The 17,858-nt window shown below is 72.4% G+C and carries 14 protein-coding genes; 4 read left to right on the forward strand and 10 right to left on the reverse strand.

The window, feature by feature from the left end:
* Positions 1-17 precede the first annotated feature (17 nt).
* Both ACZ4XD_RS14865 and ACZ4XD_RS14870 read right to left on the reverse strand, forming a co-directional pair.
* Positions 18-1,658: an AMP-binding protein gene (locus tag ACZ4XD_RS14865; RefSeq protein WP_468042094.1), complete on the reverse strand. Its 1,641-nt coding sequence runs from the start codon at positions 1,656-1,658 to the stop codon at positions 18-20.
* Positions 1,655-3,358 (reverse strand): AMP-binding protein, encoded by a 1,704-nt coding sequence (locus ACZ4XD_RS14870; RefSeq protein ID WP_468042096.1) that lies wholly within the window; start codon positions 3,356-3,358, stop codon positions 1,655-1,657. The genes ACZ4XD_RS14865 and ACZ4XD_RS14870 overlap by 4 nt, the downstream gene beginning before the upstream one ends.
* A 92-nt stretch (positions 3,359-3,450) precedes the next feature.
* Here ACZ4XD_RS14870 and ACZ4XD_RS14875 point away from each other — a divergent pair, with 92 nt between their 5' ends.
* On the forward strand, positions 3,451-4,326 hold the full coding sequence (locus ACZ4XD_RS14875) for a LuxR C-terminal-related transcriptional regulator (protein ID WP_468042098.1): 876 nt from the start codon (positions 3,451-3,453) through the stop codon (positions 4,324-4,326).
* Between the two features lie 72 nt (positions 4,327-4,398).
* On the opposite strand, the gene dmpI is transcribed toward ACZ4XD_RS14875, so the two are convergent.
* Positions 4,399-4,581, reverse strand: coding sequence for a 4-oxalocrotonate tautomerase DmpI (gene dmpI / locus ACZ4XD_RS14880; RefSeq protein ID WP_468042101.1), 183 nt, complete (start codon positions 4,579-4,581; stop codon positions 4,399-4,401).
* 173 nt (positions 4,582-4,754) lie between these two features.
* Positions 4,755-5,684 carry a LysR family transcriptional regulator gene (locus ACZ4XD_RS14885; RefSeq protein ID WP_468042103.1) on the reverse strand — a complete coding sequence of 310 codons (930 nt, stop codon included), beginning with the start codon at positions 5,682-5,684 and terminating at the stop codon, positions 4,755-4,757.
* A 118-nt stretch (positions 5,685-5,802) separates the two neighbouring features.
* Here ACZ4XD_RS14885 and ACZ4XD_RS14890 point away from each other — a divergent pair, with 118 nt between their 5' ends.
* Positions 5,803-6,399: a GNAT family N-acetyltransferase gene (locus tag ACZ4XD_RS14890; RefSeq protein WP_468042105.1), complete on the forward strand. Its 597-nt coding sequence runs from the start codon at positions 5,803-5,805 to the stop codon at positions 6,397-6,399.
* Here ACZ4XD_RS14890 and ACZ4XD_RS14895 read toward each other — a convergent pair.
* From ACZ4XD_RS14895 to ACZ4XD_RS14920, 6 genes are all read right to left on the reverse strand, one after another.
* Positions 6,380-7,642, reverse strand: a complete 1,263-nt coding sequence (locus ACZ4XD_RS14895; protein ID WP_468042108.1) for a GNAT family N-acetyltransferase — start codon at positions 7,640-7,642, stop codon at positions 6,380-6,382. The genes ACZ4XD_RS14890 and ACZ4XD_RS14895 overlap by 20 nt on opposite strands.
* Before the next feature lie 74 nt (positions 7,643-7,716).
* Positions 7,717-8,958 (reverse strand): XdhC family protein, encoded by a 1,242-nt coding sequence (locus tag ACZ4XD_RS14900; protein ID WP_468042110.1) that lies wholly within the window; start codon positions 8,956-8,958, stop codon positions 7,717-7,719.
* 38 nt (positions 8,959-8,996) lie between these two features.
* On the reverse strand, positions 8,997-10,454 hold the full coding sequence (locus ACZ4XD_RS14905) for an NCS2 family permease (RefSeq protein WP_468042112.1): 1,458 nt from the start codon (positions 10,452-10,454) through the stop codon (positions 8,997-8,999).
* A gap of 249 nt (positions 10,455-10,703) precedes the next feature.
* Positions 10,704-13,085 carry a xanthine dehydrogenase family protein molybdopterin-binding subunit gene (locus ACZ4XD_RS14910; RefSeq protein WP_468042114.1) on the reverse strand — a complete coding sequence of 794 codons (2,382 nt, stop codon included), beginning with the start codon at positions 13,083-13,085 and terminating at the stop codon, positions 10,704-10,706.
* Between the two features lie 2 nt (positions 13,086-13,087).
* Positions 13,088-13,684, reverse strand: a complete 597-nt coding sequence (locus ACZ4XD_RS14915) for a (2Fe-2S)-binding protein (RefSeq protein ID WP_362612121.1) — start codon at positions 13,682-13,684, stop codon at positions 13,088-13,090.
* Positions 13,675-14,562, reverse strand: coding sequence for an FAD binding domain-containing protein (locus ACZ4XD_RS14920; protein WP_468042117.1), 888 nt, complete (start codon positions 14,560-14,562; stop codon positions 13,675-13,677). The genes ACZ4XD_RS14915 and ACZ4XD_RS14920 overlap by 10 nt, the downstream gene beginning before the upstream one ends.
* Positions 14,563-14,822: 260 nt before the next feature.
* On the opposite strand from ACZ4XD_RS14920, the gene ACZ4XD_RS14925 reads away from it, so the two are divergent.
* Together ACZ4XD_RS14925 and ACZ4XD_RS14930 are read left to right on the forward strand one after the other, a co-directional pair.
* Positions 14,823-16,490, forward strand: a complete 1,668-nt coding sequence (locus tag ACZ4XD_RS14925; RefSeq protein WP_042159198.1) for a PucR family transcriptional regulator — start codon at positions 14,823-14,825, stop codon at positions 16,488-16,490.
* Between the two features lie 322 nt (positions 16,491-16,812).
* Positions 16,813-17,670 carry a hypothetical protein gene (locus tag ACZ4XD_RS14930; protein WP_468042120.1) on the forward strand — a complete coding sequence of 286 codons (858 nt, stop codon included), beginning with the start codon at positions 16,813-16,815 and terminating at the stop codon, positions 17,668-17,670.
* Positions 17,671-17,858: the final 188 nt, after the last annotated feature.

A 17,858-nucleotide genomic window follows, 5' to 3' on the forward strand; every position in this document is an offset into this window, starting at 1 on the left:
GGCACCCCGGGCCGGGATCACCGCGGCACCCGCCCCACCTCCTTCGCCAGCCGCTCGCGCAGCTCGATCTTGCGGACCTTGCCGCTGACGGTCATCGGGAAGGCGTCGAGGATCTCCAGGTGGCGCGGCACCTTGTAGTGGGCGAGGTGGGCGCGGCAGTAGGCGGCCAACTCCTTGTGGGTGAGCGGGTCTTCGGGGTCGCGGAGGATGACGCAGGCGGCGATCTCCTCGCCGTACTTCTCGTCGGGGACGCCGACGACCTGGACATCGGCGATCTTGGGGTGGGAGTAGAGGAACTCCTCGATCTCGCGCGGGTAGACGTTCTCACCGCCCCTGATGATCATGTCCTTGATGCGGCCGACGATCCGGACGTAGCCGTCGTCGTTCATCACCGCGAGATCACCGGTGTGCATCCACCGGGCCGGGTCGATGACCTCGGCGGTGCGCTCGGGTTCCGCCCAGTAGCCGAGCATCACGCTGTAGCCGCGGGTGCGCAGTTCGCCGGGGGTGCCGCGGGGCACGGTCACCCCGCTCGCCGGATCGGCGACCTTCACCTCGATGTACGGCAGCACCCGGCCGACGGTCGCGGTGCGGTGGGCGAGGTCGTCGTCGCGGCGGGTCTGGGTGGAGACCGGTGAGGTCTCGGTCATGCCGTAGCAGATGGAGACCTCGGTCATGTGCATCTCGGCGACCACCCGCTTCATCACCTCCTCGGGGCACGGCGAGCCCGCCATGATGCCGGTGCGCAGCGAGGAGAGGTCGTAGGAGGCGAAGTCGGGGTGGTTGAGCTCAGCGATGAACATGGTGGGGACGCCGTAGAGGGAGGTGCAGCGTTCGTCCTGGACGGCCTGGAGGGTGGCGGCGGGTTCGAAGGCGGGGCCCGGGATGACGATGCAGGCGCCGTGCGAGGTGGCGCCGAGGTTGCCCATGACCATGCCGAAGCAGTGGTAGAAGGGCACCGGCAGACACACTCGGTCCTGTTCGGTGTAGGCGAGGGTCTCGCCGACCCAGTAGCCGTTGTTGAGGATGTTGTGGTGGGAGAGGGTGGCGCCCTTGGGGAAGCCGGTGGTGCCCGAGGTGTACTGGATGTTGACCGGGTCGTCGGCGGTCAGCTCCTGTTCGCAGGCGGGGAGTTGTTCCCGCGGGACGATGGCACCGGCGGCCAGCAGTGCGCTCCAGGTGTCGTCGCCGAGGTAGATCACCTCGCGCAGCGCCGGGCTCTCGGGGCGTACCTGCTCGATCATCCCGCGGTAGTCACTGGTCCTGTGGTGGGTCGCGGACACCAGGACGCTGATGCCGGCCTGCCGCAGGACGTACCCCAGCTCATGGGCGCGGTAGGCGGGGTTGACGTTGACGAGGATCGCCCCGATCCGGGCGGTGGCGTACTGGACGAGGACCCACTCGGCGCAGTTGGGCGCCCAGATGCCGACCCGGTCGCCCTTGACGACGCCCTTGGCGAGCAGGCCGAGGGCCACCTCGTCGACCGCGCGGCCCAGTGCGGCGTAGGTCCAGCGGCGGCCGCTCGCCACTTCGACCAGCGCCTCACGCTCGCCGAACCGTTCGATGGTGCGGGTCAGATCGGCGCCGATGGTGTGGCCGAGCAGCGGCCGCCCGGCGGTCCCGCAGGCGTACGACAGCTCCGGTTGCTGCTGGCTCATCGGTGGTTCTCCTCCCAGTACTCGGCACCGCCGTCGCCCTGCGCGGTGCGCTCGCGCAGCTCGATACGGCGGATCTTGCCGGAGACGGTCTTCGGCAGCTCGGCGAACTCCAGCCGCCGGATGCGCTTGTAGGGGGCCAGCACCTCACGGGAGTGCTCGAAGATCAGCCTCGCGGTCTCCGGGCCGGGCGACCACCCGGCCGCCAGCACCACATACGCCTTGGGGACGGCCAGCCGCAGCGGATCGGGGGCCGGCACCACGGCGGCCTCGGCGACCGCCTCGTGCTCCAGCAGGGCGCTCTCCAGCTCGAACGGGGAGATCTTGTAGTCGGACGCCTTGAAGACATCGTCGGCGCGTCCGATATAGGTGATCCAGCCGTCGCGGTCGCGGCTGCCGATGTCGCCGGTGCGGTAGTAGCCGTCGGCCATCGCCTCCGCGGTGCGTGCCGGATCCCCGTGGTAGCCGGTCATCAGGCCGACCGGCCGGGTGGAGAGGTCGAGGGCGATCTCCCCCTCGTCGCCCGGTGAGCCGCTGACCGGGTCGAGGAGGACGACGTCGAAGCCCGGGGTGGGACGGCCCATGGAGCCCGGCTTGACGGTCTGACCAGGGGTGTTGGCCACCTGGACGGCGGTCTCGGTCTGTCCGAAGCCGTCCCGGATGGTGACGCCCCAGGACTGCCGCACCTGCTCGATGATCTCCGGGTTGAGCGGTTCACCAGCCGCGACGATCTCCCGCGGCGGCCGGCGGAGCGCGGACAGATCGGCCTGGATGAGCATCCGCCAGACGGTCGGCGGGGCGCAGAAGCTGGTGACGTGGGCCCGGTCCATCTCCGCCATCAGCCGGGCCGCGTCGAAGCGGGTGTAGTTGTGGATGAAGACGGTGGCCTCGGCGTTCCAGGGCGCGAAGAGATTGGACCAGGCGTGCTTGGCCCATCCGGGCGAGGAGATGTTCAGATGCACATCGCCGGGCCGCAGACCGATCCAGTACATCGTCGCGAGATGCCCGATGGGGTACGAGGCGTGGGTGTGCTCGACGAGCTTGGGGCGGGCGGTGGTGCCGGAGGTGAAGTAGAGCATCAGGGCGTCGTCCGCCCGGGTGGGCCCGCCCGGCTCGAAGGTCTCGGGGCCGTCGTACGCGTCCTCGTACGCCAGCCAGCCGTCCGGCGCACCGCCGACCGCGATCCGGGTGTAGTCGCCCGCCACGCCGTCGAACTTTCCGGTGTCGGCGGCGCGCACGATGACGTGCCGGGCATGACCGCGGTCGATCCGGTCGGCGAGGTCGGCGCGGCCGAGCAGCGGGGTCGCGGGGATGACGACGGCCCGCAGCTTCATGGCGGCCAGTGCGGTCTCCCACAGCTCCGCCTGGTTGCCGAGCATCATCACGATGCGGTCCCCGGCGCGCACGCCCTGGGCGGACAGCCAGTTCGCGGCCTGGTCGGAGCGTCGGCGCATGGCGTCGAAGCTCAGCCGGGTCTCGCTGCCGTCCTCCTCGACGATGTGCAGCGCGGTGCGGTCATTGCCCCGGGCGAGGGTGTCGAACCAGTCCAGTGCCCAGTTGAAGTGCTCCGGGCGGGGCCACTGGAAGGCCGCGCGGGCCGCGGCATAGTCCTCCCGGTGCCGCAGCAGCAGATCCCGCGCCGCCCGGAACTCCTCGGTGGCGGCCGGTGCGCGACCCGTCGCACCGGATTCCGTGTCCGTCATATGTCCTCCTCATTGCCGCACCGCTGGCTGCCATCGTGTAATCAGTGGCCCAGGTCTCACCACCCCCGAATGGGGGGAAGCGGAGGTTCGGCGTGCGGCTCGACCCGGATGCCCACGAGACGGCGGACGTACGGGCGGCGCTGTCGCGGCTGCGGCGGGACAGCGGGCTGCCGGTGGCATTCGGCGGTCTGCGGGCCGGTGCGGGCCACTACCGCATCAACGAGCTGGCCGGTACGGAGACCGCGGTGCTGCGCGGCCTGGACATCGTGCGGGGCAACGGACTGGGCGGGAAGGCCGTGGCGCTGTCCCGCCCGCTCGCGGTCACCGACTACAGCGCCTCCTCGGTGATCAGCCATGAGTACGACGCGGCGGTGGCCGCCGAGGGGCTGCGCTCGGTGCTCGCCGTACCGGTGATCGTCCGGCGCCGGGTGCGCGGTGTGCTGTACGGGGCGCTGCGCCGCCCGGTACGGCTCGGTGACCGCCCGCTCTCGGCGGCCATGGAGGTGGCACGGGAACTGGAGCAGGCACTGCTGCTCCAGGACGAGGCGGCGCGGCTGCTATCGGTGCCACTCCCCCGGGCTCTTGATGAGCAGGGCGGACCTCCCTCCACCGCCGGCGACCCGGCCCGGTGGGAAGAGGTCCGCGAGGCACACGGCGAGCTGCGCGACCTGGCCCAGCGGGTCGGCGACCCCCTGCTGCGACAGCAGCTCCTGGCGGCGTGCGGACGCCTCGCGACGGCATCGTCCCGTCGCCCCGGCACGGACGGCGCGGCCCCCGCCCTCGCCCCACGCGAACTGGACGTGCTGTCCTGCGTCGCGTCCGGCGCCACCAACGCGGAGGTGGCGGAGCGCCTGGGCCTGCGCCCGGAAACCGTCAAGAGCTACCTCCGCTCCGCCATGCGGAAGCTGGGCGCCCACACCCGCCTCCAGGCAGTGACCGCGGCCCGCCGGGCGGGGGTGCTGCCGTAGGACGGGGGGGTTGCGTGGTGGGCGATCCGGCCCTCCCCCGTGAAGGCCGGACCGCCCGTCCCCGTCCGACGACTACTTGTCGGCAGTCAGAGTGCCCGCCGCGCCCCAGCTGTCGGTGGGGACTTCCTGGATCCAGACCGTCACGGTCTCGGCGGGGATGCGGTATGCGTCCACGAACGCATCGGTGATCTGCTTGGCCAGCTCCCGCTTCAGCTCGACGCTGCGCGGGCCCTGCTGAACGGTGACGGTGGGCATGGTGGAACTCCCTTGCGGAGAGGGGCCGTTGGGCCACCGGGAACGCGGAGGTTCCCGGGGTCACCCGGCCTGGGGATCCCGGGTTTTCCCCGGGTTTCCGGTGGTTGACCGGCGTGCCCTCAGTCCATCGCGAACCGCCCGTGCGACCAAGAAGCGGATCGTGCACACAGCGATCACCGATCGAGATCGAGCGCCTCGCTCCCGTCCGGTGCCGCACAGGCCCGCAGCAGCGGATCCACCCCGGCGGGCGGGTCGTTCCGGCGCACCGCGAGTGAGGTGGTCAGCTCCATGCCCGGGTCGCGGAACGGGAGGAAGGCGACCCGGGGAGTGCTCAGCCGGCGGGCGTGCGAGGCGTAGACGACGGTCCACAGTCCGTCCGCCGGGCCGCGGGCCCCGATCGCGGTCAGGGTGTCGTCCAACGAGCCATAGGCGGGGCCCGGTACGGGGACGAAGCCGGCGTCGTGGCAGGCGTGGACGACCAGGTCGACCAGGGCCCGGTTGTTGCGGCGCGCGGTCAGCACCAGCGGGACGGGCCCGAGGTCGGCGAGCGCGACCGGGCCAGGTGCGGCGGCCAGGAGGTGCCGGGCCGGGACGACCGCCACCAGCGGGTCCTGCCACAGCGGGACGAAGCGCAGCCCGTCCCGGCCGGCGTCATCCGGGTCGCCGCGGAGGAAGGCGGCGTCCAGCTCGCCGGACGCCACCCGGTCGAGCCGGTCCCGGGCCCGTACGGCCACCAGCTCCACCCGGGTCTCCGGGGCAAGACGGGCCAGTGTGTCGAGCACCCGGTCGAGGTGGGCGCCCAGGCCCGTGCTCGTGCCCAGGCGCAGGGTGGCACCCCGTCCGCCGGTCAGCTCGGCGACGGCGGCGCGGGCCCGTTCCTCGGCGGCGAGCAGCGCCCGCGCCTCCGGCAGGAACCGCTCGCCGACGGCCGTCAGCCGCACCTGGCGGGCCGAACGGTCGAACAGCTCGGTCTTCAACTCCCGCTCCAGCCGCCGGACCTGCTGGCTCACCGCCGACTGGACGATATGCAGCCTCTCGGCCGCCCGCCCGAAATGCAGCTCCTGCGCCACCGTGACGAAGTACCGCACCTGCCGCAGCTCCACGCCTCTCCCCTCCCGGCCGGCCCGCTCCCCCGTGCCCGGCCGCTCCCTCGCTCCGGGCGGCGCACCCCGGCCGGGCAATTGCCTTGCCGCGCTACCGCCGCCCGGACATCATCCCCCCATGATCGACGCCACCGCACTCGCCGAGAAGCCGGTGCTCACCGGCCCCCGGGTCCGTCTCGTCCCGCTGTCCCTACGGCATGCGGCCGCCTTCCACACCGCCTGCCAGGACCCGGAGACGCGCCGGCTGACCGGCACCCACCATGACTTCGCGCTGGAGGAGTTGCAGACGTGGTGCGCCGGGAGCGCCGACCGCGCGGACCGGCTGGACCTCGCCATCGAGGACCGGGAAACCGGTGGCTTCCTCGGCGAACTCGCCCTGAGCCGGATCGATCCGCCGAACGCCCACGGCAGCTTCCGGATCGCCCTCGTCCCGGACGCCACCGGCCGCGGCATCGGCAGCGAGGCGACCCGCCTGCTGCTCGACCACGCCTTCGACCGGGTGGGCCTGCACCGGGTACAGCTGGAGGTCTACGACTACAACCCGCGCGCCCGGCGGGCGTACGAGAAGTGCGGCTTCGAGGTGGAGGGCCGGCTGCGCGAGTCCCTCTTCTGGGACGGCACATGGCACGACGTGCTGGTGATGGCGGCGCTGCGGTCCCGGCGGGCGGGGGCGGGGGCGGGGAACAACGAAGAGCTCAGTAGTTCTCCCCGGTGAACGGCAGCCACTCGGTCGCCAGCGCGGCGTCCAGGCGGCGGGCCGCGCCCGGCGTGTGTTCGGTGACCAGTCCGGCGTGGACGAAGTGGCGCAGGGGGGTGGCGCCGAGGTAGCAGGATGCCAACTCCCGTACGTCCAGGGAGAGATCGGGGTCCTCGGTGGTCGGGTCCCAGGTGGCGCCGTCGGGGCCGGCGGTCAGGCGGAAGCGGCCCGCGTTGGCCGGGAGGGCGGGATCGCGCAGGTCGAGGACCACGTCGACGGGGGCCGCCCAGGAGCGGGTGGTCAGTGCGGCGCGGACGTCCACGAGCCGGAGCCACAGGGAGGGTTCCTGGCCGGTGACGCGCACCTGGTCGCGGTCGGCGACGAGATGCAGGAGCGGGTCGTCGGCGGGGCGGGCCGGGATCCGTACCGTCGAGGTGAGGTCGATCGAGGCGAGGTAGGACCAGAGGGCGGCGGCGACCGGGGCGGACTCCGCTTCCAGTTCGTCGACGAGCACCGCTCCCGGGCGGTCCTCGCCCGGGCCGCGGGTGCGGTAGACCGCATAGCCGGCGGGTATCTCGCCGGGGTCGCCCAGCGCCACCACCCGCGCCGCGCCGAAGCCGTCCCGGTCGTCGCCGCCGCGCGACCCGTCGAGGTCCAGCACATGCTCGCGCCACCAGGCCGCGTCGCGCAGGAAGCGGCCGGCCCGCTTCGGCAGGGTCGCGTCGTAGCGCGGGGCGAGCACGGTGGGCGCGTCGGCCGGGTCGATCAGCCGCAGCGGGCGGCGGTCGGGGGTAACGCGCAGCGCGAGCGGGCGGGAGGAGTCGATCTCGATGCGGTACGACTCGGTGGCGGCGCCGTAGCCGAAGCGGCCGTAGATGGCGCTCTCGGACGCCCAGAGGCAGGACACCGGCCGCTCCTCGGCGGCGCAGCGGCGCCAGAGTTCGTCCAGCATCGCGGTGAGGATTCCGCGGCGCCGGTGGGTGGGCGCTACGGAGACGAAGTCCAGTGCGGCGCAGGGGAGTTGACCACCCGGCACGGTGAGGGTGAGGCGGTGTGCGCCGGCCACCCCGCTCAGCCGTCCGTCGTCGTAGGCACCGATACGGGTGCAGGCGCGCAGCATCCTGCGGTGGTATGCGCGGGTCTTGTCGGCGGGCTTGAGGTGGAAGGCGAGGTGGACCAGGTCCAGGGCCTGGTCGAGGTCGGCCTCGGGGATGTCCCGGAGGGCCGTGGTCGCGCGCGCGTGGTCGTCGTCACTGGTCACCCCGGGACGCTAACCCGGCGCCCCGGGAGCTTCACCCTGTTTTTGCGGGGGGGGGACCCCACGGCCGGCCCCCCTCAAGCCACCGACCCGATCCGCCCCAGCGTCATGCCCGTGTCGTGATGGATCGGCGTATGCGCACCGGTCAGCGGGATGCCGGTGCCGCCGCGGCGGTTGGCGACGATCTCGGCGGCGATGGAGAGGGCGGTCTCCTCCGGCGTGCGGGCGCCGAGGTCGAGGCCGATGGGTGAGCGCAGCCGGTTCAGTTCGAGTTCGGTCAGGCCGACGTCCCGCAGCCGTTGCTGGCGGTCCAGATGGGTGCGGCGCGAGCCCATCGCGCCGACGTAGGCGACCGGGAGCTTGAGTGCCCGTTCCAGCAGCGGTACGTCGAACTTGGCGTCGTGGGTCAGCACGCACAGCACCGTGCGGGAGTCGAGCTGCTGGGAGTCCAGGTAGCGGTGCGGCCAGTCGACGACGATCTCGTCGGCGTCCGGGAAGCGGGCCCTGGTGGCGAAGACGGGGCGGGCGTCGCAGACCGTGACGTGGTAGTTGAGGAACTTGCCGACCCTGACCAGCGCGGCGGCGAAGTCGATGGCACCGAAGACGATCATGCGCGGCGGAGGGACGGCCGACTCGACCAGCAGGACGACGGGCTGGCCGCAACGCGATCCGCTGCGCTGCGCGCCCTCGTCGCTCTCCGCTTCCTCCCCGGGCGCGAAGCCCGTGCCGATCTCCAGGCTGGTGGTGCGCCCGGCGTCCAGCAGGGCGCGGGTCTCCTCGACCGCGGTGCGGTCGAGGGCGGGGTGGCCGCCGAGGGTGCCGGTGTGGCTGCCGTCGGCGCGCACCAGCAGGGCGCGGCCGAGGAGTCCGGCGGGGCCCTGGACGACCCGGGCGAGCGCCGCCGCCTCGCCGGACGCGGCGGCGGCCAGCCCGGCGGCGAGCGTGCCGGCGGTGCGGTCCGCCCGCTCCCCCGCGAAGCCGCCGTCGCCGGTGGTCGCGGGGGCGCTCGTCCGTATCGGCTGGACGAGGATGTCGATGATGCCGCCGCAGGTCAGGCCCACGGCGAAGGCGTCCTCGTCGCTGTAGCCGAAGCGCTCCAGAACCGGCTCACCGGTCTCCAGCGCCTGTTGGCACAGTTCGTACACCGCCCCCTCCACACATCCGCCGGAGACCGACCCGATCGCCGTGCCGTCACTGTCGACGGCCAGCGCGGCCCCGGGCTGGCGGGGCGCGCTGCCGTTGGTGTCCACCACGGTGGCCACCGCGAACGCACGGCCCTGCTCGACCCACCGGTGCAGCTCTTCGGCGATGTCCAGCATGTCGGTCTCCTAACGGACGGGGGGCAGAGGACGGGCGGTTACTTGACGCCCAGCCACTGCTCGATCGGATGGAGCGAGAAGTAGACGACGAAGACGGCGGTCAGCACCCACATGAAGCCGCCGACCTCCCGCCACTTGCCCTGTGCCGCCTTGATGGCGGCGTAGGCGATGACACCGGCGCCGACGCCCGCGGTGATGCTGTAGGTGAACGGCATCAGGGCCACGGTCAGGAAGACCGGGATGGACACCGAGCGGTCGCGCCAGTCCACCTGGCCGGCGGCGCTCATCATCATCGAGCCGATGACGACGAGGGCGGCCGAGGCCACCTGCGCCGGGACGAGCTGGGTGAGCGGCGTGAAGAACAGACAGGCCGCGAAGAACAAGCCGGTGATGACGGACGACAGTCCGGTCCGCGCCCCCTCGCCGACACCGCTCGCCGACTCGATGAACACGGTCTGACCGGACGAGCCGGTGATGCCGCCGATGGCACCGCCCGCGCCGTCCACGAACAGTGCCTTGGACAGGCCCGGCATCCGGCCCTTGTCGTCGGCGAGCTTGGCCTCGGTGCCGACGCCGATGATGGTGGCCATCGCGTCGAAGAAGCCGGCCAGCACCAGGGTGAAGACGATCATGCCGACGCTGAGTGCGCCGATGGAGCCCCAGCCGCCGAACTCCACATGACCGAAGAGCCCGAAGTCGGGCATCGCGACGGCGCTGCCGGTCAGCTCCGGGGGCGTGCCGCCCCAGTCCTTGGCCGTCAGTCCGCCGATCCTGGTGGCGGCGATGGACAGCACGCTGCCGACGACGATGCCGATGAGGATGGCGCCGGGCACCTTGCGGGCCTGGAGCATGAAGATCAGCAGCAGCGTCACACAGAAGAACAGGACGGGCCAGCCGGCCAGTTGCCCGGTGAGGCCGAGGGTGACCGGGCCGCCCTCACCCTTGCCCACGAAACCGGCCTTCACCAGCCCCAGCAGCGCGACGAACATCCCGATGCCCATGGTGATCGCGTGCTTGAGCGCGAGCGGGATGGCGTTCATGATCATCTCGCGCAGCCCGGTCACCACCAGCAGGCAGATGACCACGCCGTACACCACACACATCCCCATGGCCTGCGGCCAGGTCATGTTCGGCACGACCTGGGCGGTCAGCGCGGCGGAGACGTTCAGACCGGCCGCGAGCGCCAGCGGCACCTTGCCGATGAAGCCCATCAGCAGCGTGGAGACCGCCGCGGCGAGCGCGGTCGCGGTGACCACGCCGGCATGCGCGAGGGTGTGCTTCTCCACGTCCGGTGTCGAGAGGATCAGCGGGTTGAGCAGGAGGATGTAGCACATCGCCATGAAGGTGGTGATGCCGCCGCGCACCTCTTGCGCGACCGTCGATCCTCTGTCGGAGATGTGGAAGTACCGGTCGAGCCAGGAGCGGCCGGCGGGCTGACGTGAGCCGGCGCCCGCGTCTTCCGCCGTCGTCCTCGGCTCGGTGGACTGCTGGGTCATGGTGCCTTACTCCCAAGGTTCACAGGGGCACTCGCACCAGGTGCGAGATTTGGGATGGATCTTCGGCTGCACGACCCGGGGGACGGCCCGAGACGAACGGGGGTACTGGCTCCGGCGGACCGGAGCAGCGACTGCGTACTGCGACTGCGGGGTTCGGTCTCCGGGCGGTACGCGGAGGAGGACGGACAGGGACACCCCTGACACGCACCGCCCGGAGGCCGGTGTCCGGGGTCGCCCCCGGACGGCTCTCTATGTGCCGGTGAGGTGCTCGGGGCGCACCGGCGTCTTGTTGAGCTCCAGCCCGGTCGCGTTCCGGATCGCCGCGAGGACGGCCGGGGTGGACGACAGGGTGGGGGCCTCGCCGATACCGCGCAGCCCGTAGGGGGCGTGCTCGTCGGCGAGTTCGAGCACATCGACCGGGATGGTCGGCGTGTCGAGAATCGTGGGGATGAGGTAGTCCGTGAAGGAGGGGTTGCGCACCTTCGCGGTCTTGGGGTCGACGAGGATCTCCTCCATGACGGCCACGCCCAGGCCCTGGGTGGTACCGCCCTGGATCTGGCCGACGACGGACAGCGGGTTGAGCGCCTTGCCGACGTCCTGGGCGCAGGCCAGCTCGATGACCTTGACCAGGCCGAGTTCGGTGTCCACCTCGACGACCGCGCGGTGGGCGGCGAAGGAGTACTGGACATGGCCGTGGCCCTGGCCGGTGACCAGGTCGAAGGCCTCGGTCGGCCGGTGCCGCCACTCGGCCTCGATCTCGACGGCCTCGCCTTCGAGGACGTCCACCAGGTCGGCGAGGACCTCACCGCCGTCGGTGACGACCTTGCCGCCCTCCAGCAGGAGTTCGGCGGTGGCCCACGCCGGGTGGTACGTGCCCATCTTGCGGCGGCCGAGTGCCAGGACCTTCTCGCGGACGAGCTCGCAGGAGTGCTTGACCGCGCCGCCGGTGACGTACGTCTGACGGGAGGCGGAGGTCGAACCGGCGCTGCCCACCTGGGTGTCGGCCGGGTGGATCGTCACCTGGGTGACCCCGAGCTCGGTGCGGGCGATCTGCGCATGGACGGTGACCCCGCCCTGGCCGACCTCCGCCATCGCGGTGTGGACCGTGGCGACCGGCTCGCCACCGATGACCTCCATCCGCACCTTGGCGGTGGAGTAGTCGTCGAAGCCCTCGGAGAAGCCGACGTTCTTGATGCCGACCGCGTAGCCGACACCGCGGACGACGCCCTCGCCGTGGGTGGTGTTGGACAGCCCGCCGGGCAGCTGACGGACGTCGGCGCCCTCGCTGGACTCCCACTGGCGCTCCGGCGGCAGCGGGCGGGACTTGACGCGGCGCAGGATCTCGGCGACCGGGGCCGGCGAGTCGACCGGCTGCCCGGTCGGCATGATCGTGCCCTGCTCCATGGCGTTGCGCTGACGCAGCTCGACCGGGTCCAGGCCCAGCTCGGCCGCCAGCTTGTCCATCTGCGCCTCGTACGCGAAGCACGCCTGGACCGCACCGAAGCCGCGCATGGCGCCGCAGGGCGGGTTGTTGGTGTAGAGCGCGACGGCCTCGATGTCGACGTCGTCGATCACGTACGGACCCACCGCCAGCGAGGCCGCGTTGCCGACCACGGCCGGGGACGCGGAGGCGTAGGCACCGCCGTCCAGCACGATCCGGCACTTCATGTGCGTGATCTTGCCGTCCCTGGTGGCGCCGTGCTCGTACCAGAGCTTCGCCGGGTGCCGGTGGACGTGGCCGAAGAAGGACTCGAACCGGTTGTAGACGATCTTGACCGGCTTGTTCGTGCGCAGCGCCAGCAGGCAGGCGTGGATCTGCATCGACAGGTCCTCGCGGCCGCCGAACGCGCCGCCGACGCCGGAGAGCGTCATCCGGACCTTCTCCTCGGGCAGGCCGAGGACCGGGGCGATCTGGCGGAGGTCGGAGTGCAGCCACTGGGTGGCGATGTAGAGGTCCACCCCGCCGTCCTCGGCGGGCACCGCCAGGCCGGACTCCGGGCCGAGGAAGGCCTGGTCCTGCATGCCGAAGACGTACTCGCCGGAGACGATGACATCGGCCCTCTTGGCGGCCGCGCCGGCATCGCCGCGGACGATCGGCTGACGGTGGACGATGTTGAGGTGCGCGACGTGCCCGGCGTGGTGGTCGTTGCGGCCTTCGTGGAGCAGCGGCGCGTCGGCGGCGGTCGCCGATGCCTCGTCGGTGACGACGGGCAGTTCCCTGTACTCGATCTTGATCTTGGCGGCCGCGCGGCGCGCCGTCTCCGGGTGGTCGGCGGCGACCAGGGCCACCGGCTCGCCGTGGTGGCGGACCTTGCCGTGCGCGAGAACCGGGGTGTCCTGGATCTCCAGGCCGTAGTTCTTGATCGACGTGGGCAGGTCGTCGTAGGTCAGCACGGCGTAGACGCCGGACTGCGCGAGCGCCTCGGAGGTGTCGATGGAGACGATCTCGGCGTGCGCGACGGTGGAGCGGAGCGTGAAGCCCCACAGCATGTCCTCGTGCCACATGTCCGAGGAGTACGCGAACTCGCCGGTGACCTTCAGCGTCCCGTCGGGACGCAGGGTGGACTCGCCGATGCCGCCCTTGGTCTGCGAACCCTGGGTGATCTTGGTGGGGGTGCCGGTGGTTCCCATGGTCAGACCACCTCTTCCTGGCCCTGACGGGCGGCCGCGAGCCGTACCGCGTCCAGGATCTTCTCGTAGCCGGTGCAGCGGCAGAGGTTGCCGGAGAGCGCCTCGCGGATGTCCGCATCGGTCGGCTGCGGGTTGTGCTCCAGCATCTCGTCGGCGGCGACCAGGAGGCCGGGCGTGCAGAAGCCGCACTGGACGGCGCCCGCGTCGATGAACGCCTGCTGGATCGGGGAGAGTTCACCGCCCTCACCGGTCTGCGAGTCGCCCTTGGCCTGCCACCGCTGCGCGTCCTGCAGGGAGGTGCCACAGGCGCCGGAGGGACAGCCCGCGCCGGGGTGGGCGTCCTCACGGTGCTTGGCGTAATCGGCCAGCCCCTCGACCGTCACCACCTCGCGGCCCTCGACCTGGCCCGCGGCGACCAGACAGGAGCACACCGGCACACCGTCGAGACGGACCGTGCAGGAACCGCACTCGCCCTGCTCACAGGCGTTCTTGGAGCCCGGCAGACCCATCCGCTCCCGGAGGACGTACAGCAGGCTCTCGCCTTCCCAGACGTCGTCGGCCTCCTGGCGGCGGCCGTTGACGGTGAATGTCACGCGCACTGTGCGCTCCTCTCGTTGCCCCGGTAGGACTCCCAGGTCCAGCCGAGGGTGCGGCGCGCCATGATGCCGACCGCGTGCCGGCGGTAGGTGGCGCTGCCGCGCACATCGTCGATCGGGTTGCAGGCGCCGGCGGCGAGCTGCGCGAACTGTTTGGCGACGGACGGCGGAATGGGGTCGCCGGACTCCCAGAAGCCACCCTCGTCCAGCGCCGCGGTGAGGAACTCCTCGGCCTCGCGGGCCCGTACGGGGGTGGGCGCGGCGGAGCCGATGCCGGTGCGCACCGTACGGGTCTCCGGGTGCAGCGCGATACCGAAGGCGCAGACCGCGATCACCATGGCGTTGCGGGTGCCGACCTTGGAGAACTGCTGCGGTCCGTCGGCCTTCGGCAGATGCACCGACCGGATCAGCTCGTCGGGCTCCATGGCGTTGCGCTTGACGCCCACGTAGAAGTCGTCGACCGGGATCATCCGGCGGCCGCGTACGGACTCGACCTCGACCGCACCGCCCGAGGCGAGCAGCGCGGGGTGCGCGTCACCGGCCGGGGAGGCGGTGCCGAGGTTGCCGCCGACGCCGCCGCGGTTGCGGATCTGCGGGGAGGCGACGGTGTGCGAGGCCAGTGCCAGGCCGGGGAGTTCGGCCCGCAGGTTCTCCATGATCTGGGTGTAGGGAACGGAGGCGCCCAGGCGCACGGTCTTCTCGCCGACCTCCCACTCGCTCAGGTCACCGATGCGGTTCAGGTCGAGCAGGTACTCGGGGCGGCGATGGTCGAAGTTGATCTCGACCATCACGTCCGTGCCGCCCGCGATGGGCACAGCGGTAGGGTGCTCGGCCTTGGCGGCGAGCGCCTCCTCCCAGCTGGCGGGGCGAAGGAAGTCCATGGTTGGCCTCTTCTACGAAATCGGTCGTTCGTTACTCATGGTGAGGACGTTGCGCTCACATCGCCATGGAGCAGTTCATGTCTCGTTAACGGTTGAGGCTTAGTGAACGCGCCCCTGCCCCGCCGGGTGCAGTCACCGAAACCATGAAGCGGTTGGCTGGCCACGGCACATGTCTTGTAGATTCGAACGAAAGACGAGGATCTGAAACCTCGCGGCATTCCACCGGCAACACCAGACAGCAAAGAACGGCGGGCGAGGTCATGCGGCTCCGCGCACTCCTGGACACCCCCTCCCTGGGCCTGCGGCTGCTCGGGGGCGAGGACGAGCTGGACCGCACCGTACGCGGCGTGATGACCACCGACCTGCGCGACCCCAGCCGCTACCTCTCCGGCGGCGAACTGGTGCTGACCGGCCTGGCCTGGCGCCGCGCCCCCGAGGACTCCGAGCGGTTCGTCCGCATCCTGGCCGCCGCCGGGGTGGCCGGACTCGCGGCGGGCGAGGCGGAGCTGGGCTCGGTCCCGGACGACCTGGTGGCGGCCTGTGCCCGGCACCGGCTGCCGCTGTTCTCGGTCGTCGAGGACGTCTCGTTCGCCTCCATCACCGAACATGTGGTCCGCCAGGTCTCCAGCGAACGGGCCGGTGACCTCGCGGCCGTGGTGGACCGTCACCGGCGGCTGATGACCTCGGGCCCCACCGGCGGCGGTCCGGAGGTGGTCCTGGATCTGCTCGGCTCCGACCTGGATCTGCGGGCCTGGGTGCTCTCCCCCACCGGACGGCAGATCGCCGGTTCGACGCTGGCCGGCGCCGGGCCCGAGCTGTCCACCGAGCTGGCCGCCCGGCTCGCGGGTGAGCATCTGGCGGCCGCCCGCAGCGGCCGGCGCGGCCCGCACCGCGTCACCCTGGAGGGCGCGGGCGGCACGTTCTCGCTGTTCCCGATCCGCCACGACGGCCGTGACCTGCGCCAGACCCTGCTCAGCGACTGGCTGCTGGCCGTCGAGGCGGACGCCGGTGACTGGCCCGAGGAGCGCCTCGACCTGCTGCACGGCGTCACCCAGCTGATCGCCGTGGAGCGCGACCGGCGCGATGCGGCCCGTACGGTCCGCCGCCGGCTCGCCCAGGAAGTGCTGGAGCTCGTCCAGACCGGCGCACCGCCCGCCGAGATCGCGGCCCGGCTGCGGGTGGCGGCCCCGGTGCTGCTGCCCGGACTGGGCACCGCGCCGCACTGGCAGATCGTGGTGGCCAGGGTCGAGTGGGAGGACGGCGACGTCCCCGGCGGCCCGGTGGCCCAGAGCCTGCTGGAGGAGGTGCTGGTCGATCCGGGCACCTTCGGTCCGGAGCCCTCCGACCGGATCGCCGTGGCGCACACCGGCGACGAGGCGGTGGCGCTGGTGCCGCTGCCGGTCCCGGACGAGCCCGGGGACTCCTCGGCGGCCGGTCTGCACGCCGCGGAGCTGCTCTCCGTCGTCCAGGCGCCGCTGGGCCGCGGTCTGGCGGACGACGGGCGGCTGACGGTCGGCGTGAGCGCCTCGGTGCACTCGGCGGAGGGGCTGCGCGGCGCGCTGGAGGAGGCCCGGCACGCCCGCCGGGTCGCCGCCGCCCGTCCGGGCCGGGTCTGCGCCGCCGGGCACGAGGAGCTGGCCTCGCATGTGCTGCTGCTGCCGTTCGTACCGGACGACGTCCGCCGGGCGTTCACCGCCCGCCTCCTGGACCCGCTGCGCGACTACGACCGGCGGCACCGTGCCGAGCTGATCCCCACCCTGGAGGCGTTCCTGGACTGCGACGGCTCCTGGACCCGCTGTGCCGGCCGCCTCCACCTGCACGTCAACACGCTCCGCTACCGGGTGGGCCGGATCGAGCAGCTGACCGGCCGTGATCTGTCCCGCCTGGAGGACAAGCTCGACTTCTTCCTCGCACTGCGGATGAGCTGACGGCGGGACGGCGACGGGCCCCGGCCCCGCCGGCGCGGCCGGGCCGGGCCGCGGGCCCGGCCCCGTCGGCCCGGGCTGCGCCGTTCGGGGTCATCCGATCGGGCGGCATCCCGTGCACGACGGACGGGCACGAGCCGGCGCAGCGCCGCACGGCGCGCCGGATCAGCGCCGCGCCCCTTGCCGGAAGCGCGCACCAGGTGATTGTGAAAACATTCACTCGCCCCCTTGGCCCCACGACGGAATCCGTGCTGAGATTCGCCCACGGTCTTGCAACTTCCAGCTCAATGGCGCGCTAGGGGAGGGCAATGTGGCGGATACCGCCATGTCAGGATCCGCGGATCCCGTGGATCCGGTCAGTTCTGCGGAGCCGGTATCGCTCGGGGTACCAGGACCCGCATCCGCACCGGAGGAACCGGCACACGGCACGGTCGAGGGGGACAGTCCCCTCGACCGTGCCGTTTGGCGACTGCGCTCCCGCGGCTGCTGGGACGACGCGGCCGCACTGCTGGAACCGCATTCCGTCCATCACGCCCCGTCGGCGCTCCGTCGCGCCGCGCTCCTGGTGGAGCGCTGCATGTTCACGGCCACCGGCTGGGCCGCGGCGGAGGACGCGCTGCGCAGCGCCGAGGCGCTGGCGCATGACGACGACGAGCGGGGCGGCGCGGCCTGCGAGCGCGGCCATCTCGCCTACGCCGCCACGGTCCTGGGCGTCCGCGACCGGGCCGACGAGGCGCGTTCGGCGCTCGGCCGGGCCGCCGCGCTGCTGGCGCCCGCCGCGCCCGGCCGCCCGCTGCTGGACTTCCGCCGCGGGCTGATGGCCGAGCACGTCGCCGACAGCCCGGACGCGGCGCGGGCCGCCTACCGCCGCGCGCACGCCGGCGCCACCGCGCACGGCGACACCCTGCTGCTGTCCTTCACCTGGCGCCATCTGGCCGGGCTGGCGCTGCGCGACGGCGACGTGGCGGAGGCCCGGCACGGTTTCGCCGAGTCGCTGCGGATCCGCGAGGAGCTGGGTTTCCTCATCGGCACGGCACCGGCCCTGGCGGCGCTGGCCGACGCCGTCCCGGACACCGACGCGCCACGGCTGCGCGCCGAGGCCGCCCGGCTGTTCCGCCTCATGGGCGGCGTCCCCACCTGGCTCGCGGACCATCTGCCCACCGCCGCCGTCACGGCGACCTAGGGCGGTCACCGGGAAGCACGGACGACGGCCAACCACCCGCCCCCGGCGTGTGGTTGGCCGTCGTCCGTTCGTCACCGCCCTTGCCTCTTCGACGCCGCGCCGTCAACCCCCCGTCATCGGCCATGCGCCCTCGCGCCGCGAATGGCCGGATCTGAACGGTCCCCGCGGTGGATCGGCCGGGGCGCGAT

The organism is Streptomyces sp. NPDC029466, assembly GCF_055574515.1.